17 protein-coding genes are annotated in these 18,046 nt (G+C 62.8%); 3 read left to right on the forward strand and 14 right to left on the reverse strand.

Annotated elements, in window-relative coordinates; all coding sequences use genetic code 11:
* Positions 1 to 27 precede the first annotated feature (27 nt).
* The gene (rpsU, locus tag OU800_RS02900) at positions 28 to 243 is read right to left on the reverse strand and encodes a 30S ribosomal protein S21 (RefSeq protein ID WP_003290642.1); all 216 of its coding nucleotides are present in this window, start codon (positions 241 to 243) and stop codon (positions 28 to 30) included.
* A gap of 204 nt (positions 244 to 447) precedes the next feature.
* On the opposite strand from rpsU, the gene tsaD reads away from it, so the two are divergent.
* Positions 448 to 1,479 carry a tRNA (adenosine(37)-N6)-threonylcarbamoyltransferase complex transferase subunit TsaD gene (gene tsaD / locus OU800_RS02905; protein ID WP_268181050.1) on the forward strand — a complete coding sequence of 344 codons (1,032 nt, stop codon included), beginning with the start codon at positions 448 to 450 and terminating at the stop codon, positions 1,477 to 1,479.
* Positions 1,480 to 1,535: 56 nt separating this feature from the next.
* Here the strand turns inward: tsaD and plsY are convergent, their stop codons facing one another.
* Positions 1,536 to 2,105, reverse strand: a complete 570-nt coding sequence (plsY, locus tag OU800_RS02910) for a glycerol-3-phosphate 1-O-acyltransferase PlsY (RefSeq protein ID WP_268181052.1) — start codon at positions 2,103 to 2,105, stop codon at positions 1,536 to 1,538.
* Between the two features lie 74 nt (positions 2,106 to 2,179).
* On the opposite strand from plsY, the gene folB reads away from it, so the two are divergent.
* A complete protein-coding gene (gene folB, locus OU800_RS02915) occupies positions 2,180 to 2,536 on the forward strand; it encodes a dihydroneopterin aldolase (RefSeq protein WP_268181054.1) in 357 nt (118 codons plus the stop codon).
* Positions 2,527 to 3,060 carry a 2-amino-4-hydroxy-6-hydroxymethyldihydropteridine diphosphokinase gene (gene folK, locus OU800_RS02920; protein ID WP_268181056.1) on the forward strand — a complete coding sequence of 178 codons (534 nt, stop codon included), beginning with the start codon at positions 2,527 to 2,529 and terminating at the stop codon, positions 3,058 to 3,060. Before folB ends, folK begins: the two co-directional genes overlap by 10 nt.
* Before the next feature lie 140 nt (positions 3,061 to 3,200).
* Here folK and OU800_RS02925 read toward each other — a convergent pair whose 3' ends face one another.
* From OU800_RS02925 to OU800_RS02980, 12 genes are all read right to left on the reverse strand, one after another.
* On the reverse strand, positions 3,201 to 4,430 hold the full coding sequence (locus OU800_RS02925) for a multifunctional CCA addition/repair protein (protein ID WP_268181057.1): 1,230 nt from the start codon (positions 4,428 to 4,430) through the stop codon (positions 3,201 to 3,203).
* Positions 4,431 to 4,535: 105 nt separating this feature from the next.
* The gene (locus tag OU800_RS02930; RefSeq protein WP_268181059.1) at positions 4,536 to 5,042 is read right to left on the reverse strand and encodes a hypothetical protein; all 507 of its coding nucleotides are present in this window, start codon (positions 5,040 to 5,042) and stop codon (positions 4,536 to 4,538) included.
* A 62-nt stretch (positions 5,043 to 5,104) separates the two neighbouring features.
* Positions 5,105 to 6,670: a SpoVR family protein gene (locus OU800_RS02935; protein ID WP_268181061.1), complete on the reverse strand. Its 1,566-nt coding sequence runs from the start codon at positions 6,668 to 6,670 to the stop codon at positions 5,105 to 5,107.
* A gap of 9 nt (positions 6,671 to 6,679) precedes the next feature.
* Positions 6,680 to 7,951 (reverse strand): YeaH/YhbH family protein, encoded by a 1,272-nt coding sequence (locus tag OU800_RS02940; protein ID WP_268181062.1) that lies wholly within the window; start codon positions 7,949 to 7,951, stop codon positions 6,680 to 6,682.
* A 109-nt stretch (positions 7,952 to 8,060) separates the two neighbouring features.
* Positions 8,061 to 9,983, reverse strand: coding sequence for a PrkA family serine protein kinase (locus tag OU800_RS02945; protein WP_268181064.1), 1,923 nt, complete (start codon positions 9,981 to 9,983; stop codon positions 8,061 to 8,063).
* Positions 9,984 to 10,272: 289 nt separating this feature from the next.
* Entirely contained in the window at positions 10,273 to 10,602 is a 330-nt protein-coding gene (gene glpE, locus OU800_RS02950) for a thiosulfate sulfurtransferase GlpE (RefSeq protein WP_268181065.1), read from the reverse strand.
* A 23-nt stretch (positions 10,603 to 10,625) separates the two neighbouring features.
* Positions 10,626 to 11,444 (reverse strand): symmetrical bis(5'-nucleosyl)-tetraphosphatase, encoded by an 819-nt coding sequence (locus OU800_RS02955; protein WP_268181067.1) that lies wholly within the window; start codon positions 11,442 to 11,444, stop codon positions 10,626 to 10,628.
* The gene (apaG, locus tag OU800_RS02960; protein ID WP_268181069.1) at positions 11,444 to 11,824 is read right to left on the reverse strand and encodes a Co2+/Mg2+ efflux protein ApaG; all 381 of its coding nucleotides are present in this window, start codon (positions 11,822 to 11,824) and stop codon (positions 11,444 to 11,446) included. Before apaG ends, OU800_RS02955 begins: the two co-directional genes overlap by 1 nt.
* Positions 11,825 to 11,853: 29 nt before the next feature.
* On the reverse strand, positions 11,854 to 12,663 hold the full coding sequence (gene rsmA / locus OU800_RS02965; RefSeq protein ID WP_268181071.1) for a 16S rRNA (adenine(1518)-N(6)/adenine(1519)-N(6))-dimethyltransferase RsmA: 810 nt from the start codon (positions 12,661 to 12,663) through the stop codon (positions 11,854 to 11,856).
* A 173-nt stretch (positions 12,664 to 12,836) separates the two neighbouring features.
* On the reverse strand, positions 12,837 to 13,847 hold the full coding sequence (gene pdxA, locus OU800_RS02970) for a 4-hydroxythreonine-4-phosphate dehydrogenase PdxA (RefSeq protein ID WP_268181073.1): 1,011 nt from the start codon (positions 13,845 to 13,847) through the stop codon (positions 12,837 to 12,839).
* A gap of 150 nt (positions 13,848 to 13,997) precedes the next feature.
* The gene (gene surA / locus OU800_RS02975) at positions 13,998 to 15,290 is read right to left on the reverse strand and encodes a peptidylprolyl isomerase SurA (RefSeq protein ID WP_268181075.1); all 1,293 of its coding nucleotides are present in this window, start codon (positions 15,288 to 15,290) and stop codon (positions 13,998 to 14,000) included.
* Positions 15,271 to 18,036 (reverse strand): LPS-assembly protein LptD, encoded by a 2,766-nt coding sequence (locus OU800_RS02980; RefSeq protein WP_268181076.1) that lies wholly within the window; start codon positions 18,034 to 18,036, stop codon positions 15,271 to 15,273. Before OU800_RS02980 ends, surA begins: the two co-directional genes overlap by 20 nt.
* Positions 18,037 to 18,046: the final 10 nt, after the last annotated feature.

The following is an 18,046-nucleotide window of genomic DNA, read 5'->3' on the forward strand; positions in this document are numbered from 1 at the left end:
GGGCATTCGGGCGTCACGCGTACTGAATTAGTACAGGCGGACGCTGCGACGCTGCTCGCGCTGCACTTTCTTGGCGTGACGCTTGACGGCGGCAGCGGCCTTGCGCTTACGCTCAGCGGTCGGCTTTTCGTAGAATTCGCGGCTACGGACTTCAGCCAGTACACCGGCTTTCTCGCAGGAGCGCTTGAAACGACGCAGGGCTACGTCGAAGGGTTCGTTCTCTTTAACTTTGACGGCTGGCATCCAGGTCGTACCTATCTTTAATTACCGGGTTTAACGCGTGCCCGGCAAATATGGCTCGGGGTGCGTCGGTTTTTAAGGGTTGCGGATGTTACCGCCTCCCTGCAAGGAATGCAAAGCCCTTAGGTCGAAAAGCGCTGGTCGGGTGGCCGGGCGGCGCTTATCATGCGCGCCTTCGTTCCACGCCGCAAACCAAGGCCTCGCTCCATGCTCGTACTGGGATTGGAAACCTCCTGCGATGAAACCGGCGTCGCGCTCTATGACAGTGAGCGTGGCCTGCTGGCTGACGCGCTGTTCAGCCAGATCGACCTGCACCGCGTCTATGGTGGAGTGGTGCCCGAATTGGCCTCGCGCGATCACGTCAAACGCATGTTGCCGTTGATCCGTCAGGTGCTGGATGAAGCCGGCAAGCAGGCCAGCGATATCGATGCCCTGGCCTACACGGCCGGGCCCGGCCTGGTCGGCGCCCTGCTGGTCGGGGCTTCCTGCGCCCAGGCTCTGGCGTTTGCCTGGGGCGTGCCGGCAGTCGGCGTGCATCATATGGAAGGCCACCTGCTGGCGCCGATGCTGGAAGAGCAGCCGCCACAGTTTCCGTTCGTCGCCTTGCTGGTCTCCGGCGGCCACACCCAGTTGGTGCGGGTCGATGGCATCGGTCAGTACCAGTTGCTTGGCGAGTCGTTGGACGATGCGGCCGGTGAGGCCTTCGACAAGACCGCCAAGCTGATGGGGCTGAATTATCCCGGTGGCCCGGAGATCGCTAGGCTGGCCGAACAGGGTACCCCAGGGCGTTTCGTCTTCCCACGGCCGATGACCGATCGCCCCGGCCTGGATTTCAGTTTCAGCGGGCTCAAGACCTTCGCTCTGAATACCTGGCAGCACTGCAAGGACAGTGGGGGCGACCTCGAACAAGCCCGTCGCGACATTGCGCTGGCCTTCCAGCAGGCGGTGGTTGAGACTTTGACCATCAAGTGCAAGCGGGCGCTCAAGCAGACGGGGCTGAACAACCTGGTGATCGCCGGCGGGGTGAGCGCCAACAGGTCGCTGCGCGAGCATCTGCAGCGTATGTTGGGCGAGCTGAAAGGCCAGGTGTTCTACGCGAGGCCCAAATTCTGCACCGACAATGGCGCGATGATCGCCTACGCCGGTTGCCAGCGCTTGCTGGCCGGGCAGCACGAAGACCTGGCGATCAAGGTGCAGGCGCGTTGGCCGATGGAAAACTTGCCGAGTTGCAAGCCGTAAGCCGCAAGTGAGCGCGGCTTCTTGCTTGAGGCCTGTAGCTTGAGGCTTGTCGCTGCTTAGAAGCGGCGCTCGTGGCCGGCGAACAGGTCGCGCAGATTGCCCCGGTGGCGCCAGACGATCAAGCCGGTCAGCACGCACATCGGCAGCAAGGCGGCCGGTTGTTGCCAGGCCAGCAGTGGCAGGGTCAGCGGGGTGGCGATCAGCGAGGCCAGGGAGCTGGTACGGGTCAGGCGGAAGACCACGGTCCAGGTCGTCAGCGCCAGCAGAGCGGCGGGCGGGTAGAGGCCGAGGAGCATGCCGGCGGCCGTCGCCACGCCCTTGCCGCCACGGAAGCGGAAGTACAATGGGTAAAGATGGCCGACGACTGCGGCCAGGCCGATCCAGGCCTGCTGTTGCAGGCTCAGGCCGAGCAGCTTGGCGATGAGGATGGGCAGCAGACCCTTGCACAGGTCGCCGACCAGCGTCATCACGGCGAGTTTCTTGCCGGCCAGGCGCAGCATGTTGGTGGCGCCAGGGTTGCCCGAGCCGCTGCCACGCGGATCCGGCCTGCCGCTCAGGCGGCTGAGCAGGATGGCGAAGGACAGTGAGCCGAGCAGGTAGGCAAGGATTGCCAGAAGCCAGAACATGGTGGCCATTCCAGAGCTTGGGGTGGCCCGATTCTAACGAGGTGCGGCGCCCTTGTCGTGGCGCGGAGAGGGTGGTGGACAGAGTATTTATCGAAGGGCTGGAAGTCGATACGGTAATCGGCGCCTACGACTGGGAGCGTGAGATTCGCCAGTGCCTGCGCCTGGATCTGCAGATGGCCTGGGACAACCGCCCGGCTGCTGCTGGCGATGAGCTGGACAAGGCGCTCGACTATGCCAGCGTATCGGCGCGTATCCAGGCCTTTGCCGCCGAGGCGCAGTTCATCCTGGTGGAAACCTTCGCCGAGCGCCTGGTGCAGACGCTGATGGCCGAATTCGACATTCCCTGGATACGCCTGAAACTGACCAAGCCCGGCGCGGTGCCGGCTGCCCGTGGTGGTGTCGGTGTGGAGATCGAGCGCGGATGTCTCTGACGCGGATCTACCTGGGGCTCGGCAGCAACGTCCAGCGCGAGACCCACTTGAGCGCCGGGCTCGATGCGCTGGCTAGCTTTCTCCATGACCTGCAGTGCTCGCCGGTGTTCGAGAGCCACGCCGTGGGTATCAAGAGTGGCAACTTCTTCAATCTGGTGGTCACCGCCATGACCGATCTGCCGCTGGCGGAGCTGGATCGCCGGCTGAAGTTCATCGAGGCCGACAACGGCCGCTATGCGCCGGATCGCAAGGGCCTGCCACTGGATATCGACGTGCTGCTGTATGGCGAGCAGGTGGGTAACTTCAACGGCCTGGTGTTGCCGCGTGCGGAAATCCTCAAGAACGCCTTCGTGCTCTGGCCGCTGGCGCTGCTGGCGCCGCAGTTGCAGCATCCGCTCGATGGGCGCTCGTTCGCCGAACTCTGGGCTTCGGCGCAGATCGACCAGCAACTATGGCCGGCGGCCTTCCAGTGGCGCGGGGCCGAGCTGACGCCGGCAGAGTTGCTGCAGGCGCATTCGGTCTAGTTGGCTGCGGCCAGGCCTTTGTAGGGTGCGCCGCGCGCACCACGGTTACCAGTAGCGCGCACGGCCCCCGACACCCTGTGGTTGTCGCCCGGATGAAACCCAGGACTTGTGTCGGGTACTACCCCCGGATCTCATCCGGGCTACGTTGTCTGCTGTTCCTTATGGGCCTTGATTGCATTCAGGCGCTCGCGGTTGAGGGCCTCGCCCAGCTCGGCACCCTTGAATCCCTTCTCCAGCAGCGGTTTGACCGGCACTTGCCGTGCAGCCTCGGCGGCGCCCAGCAGGTAAGCAGCCTGCGGATAGTCGCGCTGCTCCAGCCCCTGGCGACCGCGCGCATCCATCTCGCAGGCGGCGACGAATTCGGCGAAACGTTGCGGACGGCGGAACACGTCGAAACGTTGCAGCAGTTCCAATAGCGTCGAGGGGCGCAGTTCCAGTGCGCGATGGCCTTGAGTATGGAATTCACCCACCAGCGCGGCCATTTCGGCGCAGTCGCGGGGCACCTTGCAGCGTGCGTTGATCGCTTCGATCAGGCGCAGCCCCTTGTGTTCATGGGCGATATGTCGCGGCCACTCGACTTCTGGCGTCAGCCCCTTGCCCACGTCGTGCAGCAGGCTGGCCCAGCGTACGTTCAGCGGCTGCTGGTGTTCGGCGCATTGGCGTAGTACGGCAAGCACATGCACGCCGGTGTCGATCTCGGGATGGTGCGCCTCGGGCTGCGGGACGCCGAACAGGACGTCCACTTCTGGCAGCAAAGCGGCCAGGGCGCCGCAGTCGCGTAGTACCTGCACGAATACGTCCGGGCGTGGCTCCATGAGTGCGCGGGAGATTTCCTTCCAACTGCGCTCCGGCGTGAGATCGGCCAGTTCACCGGACTCGGCCAACTGGCGCATCAGCGCCTGGGTTTCCGGCGCCACGGCAAACCCCAGGGGCGCATAGCGGGCGGCGAAGCGGGCGACACGCAACACGCGCAGCGGATCCTCGGCAAAGGCAGGCGATACATGGCGCAGCAGACGCGCGGCAAGATCCTGCTGGCCGCCGTAGGGGTCGACAAGATTGCCCTGCTCGTCCTCGGCCATGGCGTTGACGGTGAGGTCGCGGCGGATCAGGTCTTCTTCCAGGGTGACTTCAGGGCTGGCATGGAAGGTGAAGCCGCCATAGCCGCGGCCACTCTTGCGCTCGGTGCGGGCCAGGGCATATTCCTCGCCCGTTTGCGGGTGTAGGAACACCGGAAAGTCGGCGCCTACCGGGCGGTAACCGAGCTCCAGCATCTGTTCGGCACTGGCGCCCACCACCACCCAGTCCACTTCGCTGATGGGGCGGCCGAGCAGGCGGTCGCGCACTGCGCCGCCGACTTTGTAGATCTGCATGGGTATCCTCCGTCGAGTGTGGAGGATAACGGCTGCTCGTGCAGGCGCGGTAGCGTGGATGCACTTCGGGGGGCAGCAGGGGCAAGATCCCGGATTGCAGCCGGGCTACGGTGTGGCCTTGGGGAGCTGTTCGGTCAGCACGTGCACGGCGCGTTCCAGCAGCTCGGCGCTATCGCGAGCCGGGCTCAGGCCTGTGCTGATCAGGCCTTCCCAGAGGGTGACGTCGTTCAGGTCGGTAATGCGTAGGCGCAGCGTGCCGGTTTCGTCGCGCAGCCGGTGGATGGCCTGGTAGGGGCCGAGGCTGCCGGCTGCATCGACCTTGAAGGTCAGCGGTTTGTCCTGCACGGCGAGCCAGTAATAGACGCGCGTTTGCGGCGGCTGGCTCTCGTGGTAACCGCGGGCGGACAAGCCCTGGCGCAGCAACTGGGGCAGTTGCGCGTAGCGCTCGGGAAAGGGTGGCGTGTCTGCCAGGCTGCTCTGTGGGTCGACCAGTTGAAAGCTGTGTCGGCCCTGCAAGGCATCGTCGGCTGGCGTGATGATGCGCGCATGGGGGATGGGGCTGGCGCAGGTGGCGAGCCCCAGACACAGCAGGATTACCAGGAACAGACGCATGCAGGCAGCCTCGCGAAATATGCCTGTCATGCTGCTGGGCGCCAGCATCGAGCGACAACCGATCAAATGGGTGGAATGACCAGATCCAGGCGCGGGTATTCGCCTTCTCCTTCCGCGGTGTTACGTGGCGGTACATGCTGTGTGGTGATCAGTTGGTCGCCCTGCAGGGTTTCCAGATGAATGTCGAAGCCCCAGAGGCGGTGCAGGTGCTTGAGCACTTCGCCAGTGGATTCGCCCAGGGGTTTGCGGTCGTGCTGCTGGTGGCGCAGGGTCAGCGAGCGGTCGCCACGGCGGTCGACGTTCCAGATCTGGATATTGGGCTCGCGGTTGCCCAGGTTGTACTGGGCAGCGAGCAGTTCGCGAATGGTGCGGTAGCCGGATTCGTCATGGATGGCCGGCACCAGCAGTTCATCCTTCTGGTCGTCGTCGAGAATGCCGAACAGCTTGAAGTCGCGGATCACCTTGGGCGAGAGGAACTGCAGGATGAAACTCTCGTCCTTGAAGCTGGTCATGGCGAACTTGAGGGTGGTCAGCCAGTCGCTGCCGGCGATGTCCGGGAACCAGCGCTTGTCCTCCTCGGTGGGAGCTTCGCAGATGCGGCGGATGTCGCGGTACATGGCGAAACCCAGGGCATAGGGGTTGATGCCGCTGTAGTAGGGGCTGTCGAAGGACGGCTGATAGACCACGCTGGTGTGCGACTGCAGGAACTCCATCATAAAGCCGTCGGTGACCAGGCCTTCGTCGTACAGGTCGTTCATCAGGGTGTAGTGCCAGAAGGTGGCCCAGCCTTCGTTCATCACCTGGGTCTGGCGCTGCGGGTAGAAGTACTGGGCGATCTTGCGCACGATGCGGATCACCTCGCGCTGCCAGGGCTCCAGCAGGGGCGCGTGTTTTTCCAGGAAGTAGAGGATGTTCTCCTGCGGTTCGGCCGGGAAGCGCTTGCTGTCCTTCTCGCCGCCCTTGCCTGCCCCCTTGGGAATGGTGCGCCAGAGGTCGTTGATCTGCTTCTGCAGGTGTTCCTCTCGATCCTTCTGGCGGCGGCGCTCCTCTTCGGCGGAGATTGGATAAGGCCGCTTGTAGCGGTCGACACCGTAGTTCATCAGGGCATGGCAGGAGTCGAGCAGCTCTTCTACGGCATCGATACCGTAACGCTCCTCGCACTGCATGATGTACTGCTTGGCGAATACTAGGTAATCGATGATCGAGCTGGCATCGGTCCAGGTGCGGAACAGGTAGTTGCCCTTGAAGAAGCTATTGTGGCCGTAGCAGGCATGGGCGATCACCAGCGCCTGCATGCAGATGGTGTTTTCCTCCATCAGGTAGGCGATGCACGGGTCGGAGTTGATCACGATCTCGTAGGCCAGGCCCATCTGGCCGCGCTTGTAGCCCTTTTCGGTGGCGAGGAAGTGCTTGCCGTATGACCAGTGGTGGTAGCCCAGCGGCATGCCCACCGAGGCGTAGGCGTCCATCATCTGCTCGGCAGTGATCACCTCGATCTGGTTGGGGTAGGTGTCCAGCGCATAGCGCTCGGCGATGCGGGCGATCTCACGGTCGTAGGTGCGGATCAGCTCGAAGGTCCATTCCGAACCGGTGGAGATCGGCTGGCGTTTCTTCTCGGCAGGACTCATGGCAACTCCTCAACTTACCAGGCGACGCTGGAACAGCTCGCGGAACACCGGGTAGATGTCCGCCGCCGACACCAGTTGTTGCTGGGCGAAGCTGTCGGCGAAGGCTTCGGCCACCTGCTCGTACTCGAACCACAGCGCCTGGTGCTCGCGTGGGGTGATTTCGACGTAGGTGAAGTACTGCACGAAGGGCATGATCTGGTTGACCAGGATGTCGCGGCAGACCGGTGAATCATCGTTCCAGTTGTCGCCATCGGAGGCCTGGGCAGCGTAGATGTTCCATTCGTTGATCGGGTAGCGCTCGGCCATGATCTCCTGCATCAGCTTGAGTGCGCTGGAGACGATGGTGCCGCCGGTTTCGCGGGAGTAGAAGAATTCTTCCTCGTCCACTTCCTTGGCACTGGTGTGGTGGCGGATGAAGACCACGTCGATCTTGTCGTAATTGCGCTTGAGGAACAGGTACAGCAGGATGAAGAAGCGCTTGGCCACGTCCTTGGTGGCCTGGGTCATGGAGCCGGAGACGTCCATCAGGCAGAACATCACCGCCTTGGAGCTGGGGTTGGGCTGCTTGGTCAGCAGGTTGTACTTGAGGTCGAAGGTATCGAGGAAGGGCACGCGGTGGATGCGTGCACTGAGGCGTTCGATTTCCTCCTGAATGGCCTGGATATCACCGAAGTTGTCTGGCTCTTCCCGTCGCAGGCGTTCCAACTCGGCCTTGGCTTCACGCAGTTTGGCGCGGCTGGAGCCAGACAGCGCGATGCGCCGGGCATGGGCCGAACGCAGGGTACGGATGATATTGATGCGCGAGGGGTTGCCTTCGCTGCTGATGCCGGCGCGTACCGTCTTGAAGGTGTCGGCGCCGGTGAGGTGACGCTTGACCAGATTGGGCAGCTCCAGATCCTCGAACATGAAGTCGAGAAATTCCTCCTGGGTGATCTGGAAGACGAACTCGTCCATGCCTTCGCCGGAATTGCTTGCCTTGCCACTGCCGCGTCCGCCACCACCGCCTTGCGGACGTGGGATGCGTTCACCAGTGGTGAACTCCTTGTTGCCGGGATGGACGATGGTCTGCTTGCCGCCACGGCCATGGTGCAGCACCGGCTCGTCGATATCGCGGCCGGGAATGCTGATCTGTTCGCCGTGCTCCATGTCGGTGATGGAGCGCCGGCTGACGGCTTCCTCCACTGCCTTCTTGATGTGCTCACGGTAACGCCGCAGGAAGCGCTGGCGGTTCACCGTGCTCTTGTTCTTGCCATTCAGGCGCCGGTCGATCACATAACTCATAGCCCCTCCGGGGCAGCTTCAAGCCACAAGCCACAAGCTGCAAATGAGCGGCGGAGTTGTGTGCCCCTGCTCTTTCTTGCAGCTTGCCGCTTGCAGCTCGTGGCTGCTGTCACTGCGATTTACGTACCCGCAGGTACCACTCGGACAGCAGGCGTACCTGCTTCTCGGTGTAGCCGCGCTCGACCATGCGTTTGACGAAGTCGTTGTGCTTCTGTTGCTCCTCTTTGCTGCCCTTGGCGTTGAAACTGATGACCGGGAGCAGATCCTCGGTGTTGGAGAACATTTTCTTCTCGATCACCACGCGCAGCTTCTCGTAGCTGAGCCAGGTGGGGTTCTTGCCGTTGTTGTTGGCGCGGGCGCGCAGGACGAAGTTGACGATCTCGTTGCGGAAGTCCTTCGGGTTGCTGATGCCGGCCGGCTTCTCGATCTTCTCCAGCTCCTCGTTGAGGGCCACGCGGTTGAGGATTTCGCCGGTTTCCGGGTCGCGGTACTCCTGATCCTGAATCCAGAAGTCGGCGTACAGCACGTAGCGGTCGAAGATGTTCTGCCCATACTCGCTGTAGGACTCCAGGTAGGCGGTCTGGATTTCCTTGCCGATGAATTCGATGTAGCGCGGCGCCAGGTATTCCTTGATGTAGCGCAGGTAGCGCTCGCGCACTTCGGCGGGGAACTGTTCCTGCTCGATCTGCTGCTCCAGCACGTAGAGCAGGTGCACCGGGTTGGCGGCCACTTCGTGCGGGTCGAAGTTGAACACCTTGGACAGGATCTTGAAGGCGAAACGGGTGGACAGGCCATTCATGCCTTCGTCGACGCCAGCGCTGTCGCGGTACTCCTGGATCGACTTGGCTTTCGGGTCGGTATCCTTGAGGTTCTCGCCGTCGTAGACGCGCATCTTCGAGTAGATATTGGAGTTCTCCGGCTCCTTGAGGCGGCTCAGCACGCTGAACTGGGCGAGCATCTTCAGGGTGTCCGGCGCGCAGTGCGCCTTGGCCAGCGAGCTGTTGATCAGCAGCTTGTCGTAGATGCGGATTTCATCGGTGACGCGCAGGCAGTAGGGCACCTTGACGATGTAGATGCGGTCGATGAAGGCTTCGTTGTTCTTGTTGTTGCGGAAGCTGTGCCATTCCGATTCGTTGGAGTGAGCCAGCAGGATGCCGCTGTAGGGAATGGCGCCGAGGCCTTCGGTGCTGTTGTAGTTGCCCTCCTGGGTGGCGGTCAGCAGCGGGTGCAGCACCTTGATCGGCGCCTTGAACATCTCGACGAACTCCATCAGGCCCTGGTTGGCCCGGCACAGCGCGCCCGAGTAGCTGTAGGCGTCGGCGTCGTTCTGCGGGAATTCCTCCAGCTTGCGGATATCCACCTTGCCCACCAGGGCGGAGATGTCCTGGTTGTTCTCGTCGCCCGGCTCGGTCTTGGCCACGGCGATCTGGTTGAGAATCGAGGGGTAGAGCTTGACCACGCGGAATTGGCTGATGTCGCCGCCGAACTCTTGCAGGCGCTTGGTGGCCCAGGGCGACATGATGGAGTTGAGGTAGCGGCGCGGGATGCCGTAGTCCTCCTCGAGGATGGCGCCATCCTCGGCGGCATTGAACAGCCCCAGCGGCGACTCGAATACCGGCGAGCCCTTGATGGCGTAGAAGGGCACCTTCTCCATCAGTTGCTTGAGCTTTTCCGCCAGCGAGGATTTACCGCCGCCCACCGGGCCCAGCAGGTAGAGGATCTGTTTCTTCTCCTCCAGGCCCTGCGCCGCATGGCGGAAGTAGGAGACGATCTGGTCGATGCACTCTTCCATGCCATGGAAGTCGGCGAACGCCGGGTACCGGCGGATCACCTTGTTGGAGAAGATGCGCGACAGGCGTGGGTCGCTGGAGGTATCCAGCAGTTCCGGTTCGCCAATGGCCATCAGCAGACGTTCGGCTGCAGAGGCATAGGCGCTACGGTCCTGCTTGCACAGTTCGAGGTACTCCTGCAGCGAGTACTCCTCCTGGCGGGTCGCCTCGAAACGTTGTTGGAAGTGACTGAAAATGCTCATGACTTCACCTCGCTCGATGCTGGATGCTGGATGCTGGGCGTGGGTCGTCGGGCGAGTAGGTGCTGGGAGGCTCCGGCCGGAGAGCGCCGGGGATCAATCCCCCAAATCCTAACGATCGTTACCGATGGCCCTGTGCCGGTTGGCCGGCTCTATCTTGCTATGGATGGCCTGAGTAAGAGAATAGTTCTTTCTGGCGGGGGTCAAGGAGCGCGCAACGATAAGTGGGTGTTGCCGTCTGTCGGAAGAGGGCTGCAGGCCAGCGGTAGCGCGGCCTGCGGCTCACGAAAAATTATTCTTCGGCGCTCTGTGCAGTCTCATCCGGATAGGTGGCGCGCCATAGCTCGAAACCGCCGTCGAGGCTGTAGACGTCGGCAAAGCCCTGGCCCACCAGATAGGCAGCAGCGCTCTGGCTGGAGTTGCCGTGGTAACAGGCCACGATCAGCGGGGCGTCGAGATCGGCCTGGGTAATGAAGTCATGCAGGGAGTGGTTGTCCAGATGACGGGAGCCGACGATATGACCGTTGGCGAAACTCTGTGGGTCGCGGATATCGACAACGACGGCACCTTGTTCACGTAGTGCCTGGGCCTGTTGCGGGGAAATACGCTTGAATTCGCTCATGGTTGGGCCTTCGGGTTGAGGTGCTAAGCCTGTGGGCAGGTGCAGCGATGCAGCTCGCCAGTGTCGACATCGAGCAGGGTCATGGCGCCGCCCCATACGCAGCCGGTGTCCAGTGCGTACAGGCCAGGTTCCTGGCATTTGCCCTCCAGGGCCGCCCAATGACCGAAGATGATCTTTTCGCCGCGCATCTTGCGCTGTGGGTGGCTGAACCAGGGGGCGAAGCCGACCGGCGCACTGCCGATGCCTTCCTTGCTCTTGAGGTCGAGGGTACCGTCCGCGCTGCAGAAACGCATGCGGGTGAAGTAGTTGGTGATCACGCGCAGGCGCGTCACACCGTGCAACTCCTTGCTCCACTTGGCCGGCTCGTTGCCATACATGCCATCGAGAAACAGCGGCAGGCGAGCATCGTCGCGCAGAACCTCCTCGACCTCGGCGGCGCGACGCAAGGCCTTGCTCAGCGTCCACTGCGGCGGAATGCCGGCATGCACCAGGGTGACCTTGCGCTCGGCATCGTGATGCACCAGCTTCTGCAGGCGCAGCCAGTCGAGCAGGTCGGCGCGATCCGGGGCGTCGAGAATTTCCTGCAGGGTGTCGCCCTTCTTCATGCGCTCGATATTGTGCGCCACGGCCAGCAGGTGCAGGTCGTGATTGCCCAGCACGCAGGTCACCGCATGGCGGATGGAATAGAGGAAACGCAGGGTTTCCAGCGATTGCGGGCCACGGTTGACCAGATCGCCCACCAGCCACAGCCGGTCGTGCGTCGGGTCGAAAGACACCTGCTCGAGCAGGCACTGGAGTGGCTTCAGGCAGCCCTGCAGGTCGCCGACGGCATACACCGCCATCAGTGCAACGCCCCGGGTACTGCCAGGCGGAAGGGGGCAATGGGCGCATCGAAGCGCTCGCCGTCCTCGGCGAGCATCTGGTAACTGCCCTGCATGGTGCCGACCTGGGTGGTCATCACCGTGCCGCTGCTGTAGGTGTGACTGGCGCCTGGCTCGATATGCGGTTGCTGGCCGACCACGCCAGCGCCACGAACCTCCTGCACACGGCCATCGCCGTCGGTGATGATCCAGTGCCGCGACAGCAGTTGGGCGGCCAGCTCACCCTGGTTGACGATGGTGATGGTGTAGGAGAAGGCGTAACGGTTCTGCTCCGGCTGCGATTGCGCAGCCAGGTATTCGGTGGTGACGCTGACGTCGATCTGATAACGAGGGTCGGACATGCAGGAAACTCTTCGAGCCTGTTGGCAGTTTAGACCTGGCTGGCGGCCTGGTGCGTGGCGAGTTGATCGGCCAGGCGCACGAAGGCAGCCAGATCGAGTTGTTCCGGGCGCAGGCTGCCATCGACGCAGGCGGCCTCGATGGCTTCTGCCGGCAACAATTGCTTGAGGGTGTTGCGCAGGGTCTTGCGCCGCTGATTGAAGGCCTCGCGCACCACCCGCTCGAGCAGGCGTGAGTCCTGCGCGGGATGCGGCAGTGTCTCGTGCGGCACAAGGCGGACGATGGCCGAGTCCACCTTGGGTGGCGGGTTGAAGGCGCCTGGGCCGACGTTGAACAGGTGCTCCACCCGGCAGTGGTATTGCACCATGATCGACAGGCGGCCCCAGTCGCCGCCGCCGGGCTCGGCAGCCAGGCGCTCGACCACTTCCTTCTGCAGCATGAAGTGCATGTCACGGATCAGCGGCGCATTGTCCAGCAGGTGGAAAATCAGCGGGGTGGAGATGTTGTACGGCAGGTTGCCGACCACGCGCAGGCTGCGCGGTGCTGCGTTGAGGCGAGCAAAGTCGAATTTCAGCGCATCGCCCTGGTTGAGTGCAAAGCGCGGGTTATCGCCGAACTTGGCCTGCAGGATGGGGATGAGGTCGAGATCCAGTTCGATCACATCGAGCTGTGCACCGCTGCCCAGCAGGCCTTCGGTCAGGGCGCCCTGGCCTGGACCGATCTCCAGCAGGCGCTCACCTTCCTTGGCGCGAATGGCGCGCAGGATACGGTCGATCACGCCAGCGTCGTGGAGAAAGTTCTGACCGAAACGCTTGCGCGCGCGGTGTTGGTATTCGGACATGGAGCAGCTCCAGGCTTCAAGCTGCAAGCGCCAAGCAAGAGCATAAAGCGAAAAGGTAAAGGCGAGGATTCTATCAGGTGAGGTCGTCCTAGGCATCCATACAGGACGGGCGTGTCAGTTTGGGGTTTGAAGTGCCTGCATCTAGGCTACATCCCTCCTTCGGCCACCCGCTCTTAACGTGCCGCGTGTGGCGTGCAGCTTGTGGCTTGCACCATCTGGTAGGCCGTTTCCAGGGCCACCTGCAGGCTGCCAGTGTCGATCCGCCCCGTGCCCGCCAGGTCGAGAGCGGTGCCGTGATCGACCGAGGTACGGATGATCGGCAGGCCCAGGGTGACGTTCAGCGCCGCGCCGAACCCCTTGAACTTGAGCACCGGCAGGCCTTGGTCGTGATACATGGCCAGCACGGCGTCGGCCTGTTCGAGATACTTCGGCGTGAACAGGGTATCGGCTGGCAGCGGGCCGATTAGCTGCATGCCTTCGGCGCGCAAGCGTTGCAGTGTCGGGGTGATGACTTCGATCTCTTCGCGGCCCAGGTGCCCCCCTTCGCCAGCATGGGGGTTGAGCCCGCAAACCAGGATGCGTGGCGCAGCGATGCCAAACTTGCTCTGCAGATCGCCATGCAGAATGCGTGTGACTCGTTCCAGGCGCTCGGCGGTTATGGCCGACGCCACGTCCTTGAGGGGCAGGTGGGTGGTCACCAGAGCCACGCGCAAGCCATGGGTGGCCAGCATCATCACCACCTGCTCGGTGGCGGTCAGTTCGGCGAGGAACTCGGTATGCCCGGAGAAGGCAATGCCCGCTTCATTGATAACGCCCTTGTGCACCGGCGCGGTGATCATCGCGGCGAATGTGCCATTCAGACAGCCCTGGCCAGCACGGGTCAGGGTTTGCAGCACGTAGTGGGCGTTGGCCGGGCTCAGTTGGCCGGGCATACACGCTGCGCCCAGTGGCGTATCCCAGACGTACAGGCTGCCAGCTGGAGCTGGCGCTTGCGGCCAATGACCGGGGCCGACTTCGTGCAACACGATGGCGAGCCCCAGTCGCTCGGCGCGTTCGCGCAGCAGTTGACGGCTGGCAATCGTGACCAGGGCGGCAGGCTGCGCCTCGCGGGCCAGCAGCAGGCACAGGTCGGGGCCGATGCCGGCGGGCTCGCCTGGGGTCAGGGCAAAGAGGGGCTGGGTCATCGCGCTTTCTCGGTGAAGGCAGGGTGGCTAGGGTCTGTTGCCGTTTCGTCGCGGCCGTGCGCGAGACGGCAACAGACCCTAGTGTAAGCGCCTTTGGCTCGGGATGAAAAAGCCCGGCACTGGGCCGGGCTCTCTCGTTGCATGATGTGCTTACAGCTTGATCTCGACGTAGGCTTCGTCGCGGATCTGGCGCAGCCAGGTCTGCAGTTCCTCGTCGTACTTGCGATTGCGCAGCACGTTGGCGGCCTGTTGCTTGCGGAACTCTTCGCTGTTGTCGGTAGCGCGGCGTCCCAGCACCTGCAATACATGCCAACCGTAAGGGCTCTTGAACGGCTTGGAAACCTCGCCGCTCGGCGTGTTGTTCATGACTTCGCGGAACTCGGGTACCAGCGCGTTCGGGTCGATCCAATTGAGGTCGCCACCATTGAGCGCAGAACCCGGATCTTCGGAGAAATTCTTCGCCAGCTCAGCGAAGTCTTCCCCAGCGAGGATGCGTTGATAGAGACGTTCTACCAGGCGGCGGGTTTCCGCTTCGCTGCGAATCTCGCTGGGCTTGATCAGGATATGGCGAACGTGCACCTCATCGCGCACCTGGGTGTCGCCACCCCGTTTCTCGATCAGCTTGAGGATGATGAAACCGCCTGGCGTACGTACCGGCTCGGTGACTTCGCCGGGTTTCAGTGCGCTGATCATGGTGTCGAAGGGGGGCGGCAGTTGCCCGGCCTTGCGCCAACCCATTTCACCGCCTTCCAGGGCGTTCTCGCTGGCCGAGCGGGCCACCGCGAGCTGGGCGAAATCGGCGCCTTGCTGCAGTTGCTGATACAGCTCCTGTGCCTGACGTTCGGCGGCTTGAATCTCGCTGGAGGAGGCGCCTTCAGCCACCGGAATGAGGATATTGGCCAGACGGTATTCCTCCGAGAGTTGCATCTTGCCGAGATCGGAGGCGAGGAAGTTCTGCACTTCCTGATCGGTGACCTGGATGCGTTCGGCGACACGGCGCTGACGCACGCGGCTGATGATCATCTCGCGGCGCACCTGATCGCGGGCGTCGGCATAGGACAGACCGTCGCGTGCCAGCGCTTCACGGAACTGCTCCAGGCTCATGCCATTGCGTTGGGCGATGGTGCCCATGGCCTGGTTCAGCTCCTCGTCGCTGATGCGAACGCCGGAGCGTTCGCCGATCTGCAACTGGATGTTCTCGATGATCAGGCGTTCGAGCACCTGCTGTTTCAGGACATGCTCTGGCGGCAGGGCCGCACCGCGTTTGGTGATGGTTTGCTGCACTTCGCGCAGGCGCGCATCGAGTTGGCTCTGCATGACCACGTCGTTGTCGACGATGGCCACGATACGATCCAGCGGGCGCACTTCGGCATGTGCCGTCGCTGCCAGCAGCGCTGCGCCCAGCAGCAGGGAGCGCAGGCAATCAGTAAGCTTGGTCTTCACGTTCACGGTAACCTTGAATGCCTTGGTCGAGGAAAGTTTCCACCTTGTTGCCGACAACGCCGCCGAGGCCCTTGAGGACGATCTGCAGGAAGATGCCGCGGTCGGCTTCATCGTTGAGCGACGGGTTGAGGCTGACTTCGTCGTAGTCGACCCAGTAACGGTTGATCAGGCGCAGCTTCCAGCAGCAACTGTCATACTCGAAGCCAGCGAAGGCCTCCAGGGTGCGGTTGCGGTTGTAGTCGTACTGCCAGCGCGAGATCACGCTCCACTGCGGCACCAGCGGCCAGATGACGGAGAAGTCATGCTGGCTGATCTTGTAGTAGTCCTTGATGTAGCCTGGGGTGCCTGGGGTGCCGTAGTCACCACCACCGACCAGCCACTTGCCGCTCGCCTGGTCATAACGAACGGTATCGTTACGGTAGCGATAGCCCAGGTTGACCACCTTGTTCGGGTTGTCTTCGGGCTGGTAATGGAACATGGCGCTGCCGGAACTGGTCTTGCGTTGATCCGGATCCCAGTTGAAGGTGGAGTTCAGGCGCCAGTCGCGGTTGAAACGGTACTGGTATGCGAGTGCGTAGGGAGACACATCTGCCGTGGCATCCTCGCGATCGCGGTAGTCGATGCCGGGCATCTGTACCTTGCGATCCTCGAAGTAGAAGGCCTGGCCGATGCTGAAACGTTGACGCTCGAAACCGTTCGGCTCGATCCAGCGGCTGGTCACGCCCAGCGACAGCTTGTTCTCGTCGCCGATGCGATCCTTGCCGCTGAAGCGATTTTCACGCCACAGCGAGTAATAGCTGAAGCTGCTCTCGCCGGTGTCGAACACCGGAATATCGGTCTGATCTTCTTCCGGTACGTACAGGTAAAAGGCGCGGGGCTCCAGGGTCTGGCGGTAGTTCTTGCCGAACAGTTGGGTATTGCGGTCGAAGTACAGGCCACTGTCGACGCTGAACAGGCCCAGACCGCGGTTCTGGCTGCTGCTGTACTGCTGTTCTTGCAGCAGAGTCGCCTTGCCTTGGCTGTCCAGGGTCAGGTCATAGTGGGTCTGCATGTACTTGATCTGCGGCTTGATGAAGCCCCAGCTCGAGTTCATCGGCAGGCTCACCGAGGGCTCCAGATGCAGGCGCTCGCCATTGGCGCGATCCAGGCCCACGACACGGGTGTCATACCAGGGTTGTTCGACGACGCCGTCCTCGTTGATGAAGTTGCCCGAGCGCAGATCACGGTCGAACTTCACGTACTCGGTGGCGTAGGCGAAGTTCAGACCGCCCGGCTCGAAGGGCAGCTTGCCGTCCAGAGTGAGCTGCGGCAGGCGGTCATAGGGCGTGATGTCGGTGATGTTCGCCAGCTCGTAGGCATGCAGGTTCAACCGGGCGGTGTAGCTGTCGCCACGGTAGGTCAGCGTACCGCGCTGGTTGACGTAAGAATCGTAGGATATGCCCAGGTCGCTGCGCAGATCCTGGAAGTAGTAAGGATCGCTGATGTCGGTGTAGTCGACTTCGGCGAACAGACGCGAGTCGAGCCCCTGCTTGTGCTGCCAGCTATACATCCAGCGCTGGTCTTCGTATTCGGACTGCAGCTTGCGCTCGTCTTCCTTGTCGTTGAGCCAGGCACCGCCGATCTGACCTTCGCTGCTCTTGGTCAGGTAGCGGAACTCGCCTTCCATGAGCAGGCCGCGCTTGGCCATGTAGGTGGGGTAGAGCGTGGCATCGTAGTTCGGCGCCAGGTTGAAGTAGTAGGGCGTCTGCAGCGAGAAGCCGGTATCGCTCGAGGTGCTGAAACTCGGCGGCAGGAAGCCGGACTGGCGGCGGTCGTCGATCGGGAAATAGATGTACGGGGTATAGAAGACGGGGAAGTCCTTGACCCGCAGCGTCACGTTGGTGGCGGTGCCGAAGCCGGTGGCCGGGTTCAGGGTGACGTTGTTGCCCTTCAGGTGCCAGGCGTTGTCGCCCGGCTCGCAACGGGTGTAGGTGCCGTCCTTGAGTCGTACGATGGCGGTTTCTTCGCGCTTGGCGTAGAGCGCACTGCCGCGCACGTGAGCCTTGTGCAGCACGTACTCGGCGTTGTCGATCTTGGCTTCGCCGTTGTCCAGTTGCAGTTCGGCGCGGTCACCGACCACCAGCATGCCCTTGTCGCGCAGGCGCACATTGCCGACCAGCTCGCCACGGTTCTCGGCCTGGTGCAGGCTGGCCTCGTCGGCCTCGACCTGCATGCCGGACTGGCGCAGCACCACGTCACCGGCCAGCGTGGCGACCTGTTGCTCCTGCTCGTAGCGCGAGGCCTTGGCGGACACGAACATTGGCGACTCGTCCAGAGGCGTGGTGTCGTCCATGCCCGGGCGCAGCGGCTCAACATAGGCTCCGGCGCAGTAAGGGCCGGCTTCGGCCAGTTGCGCGGCGGTCAGCTTGTCGCGTGGCACCCAGTCGAGGTGGCTGTAGTCGGCGCTGCGCGAGGCGAGGGCGCGGCCCTTGCTCTCGGTCACCAGGGTGGGAGCGGCTTCCTGCTTGGCGCTTGCGGTTGTCTGCGTAGTGCCGGTGCTCACACTGCTCTGGCTGTGCACAGGGCGTGGCGGCAGGGAACTGGCGGCGGTTTTAGGCGCACAGGCCCAGCCACCGCTCGGCGAGGCCGAGCAATCGTACTGCTCGGCAGCGAACGTCTGTAAGCTGAAGGCAGGCTGTAAGGCCAGGAGGCTGCCGGTCACCAGCAGCGGGAACTTCTTGCGGAACGCGGGGTGTTTTACTGCCATCTTGTTAGTC

This window comes from Pseudomonas sp. GOM7 (assembly GCF_026723825.1).
GTDB lineage: Bacteria > Pseudomonadota > Gammaproteobacteria > Pseudomonadales > Pseudomonadaceae > Aquipseudomonas.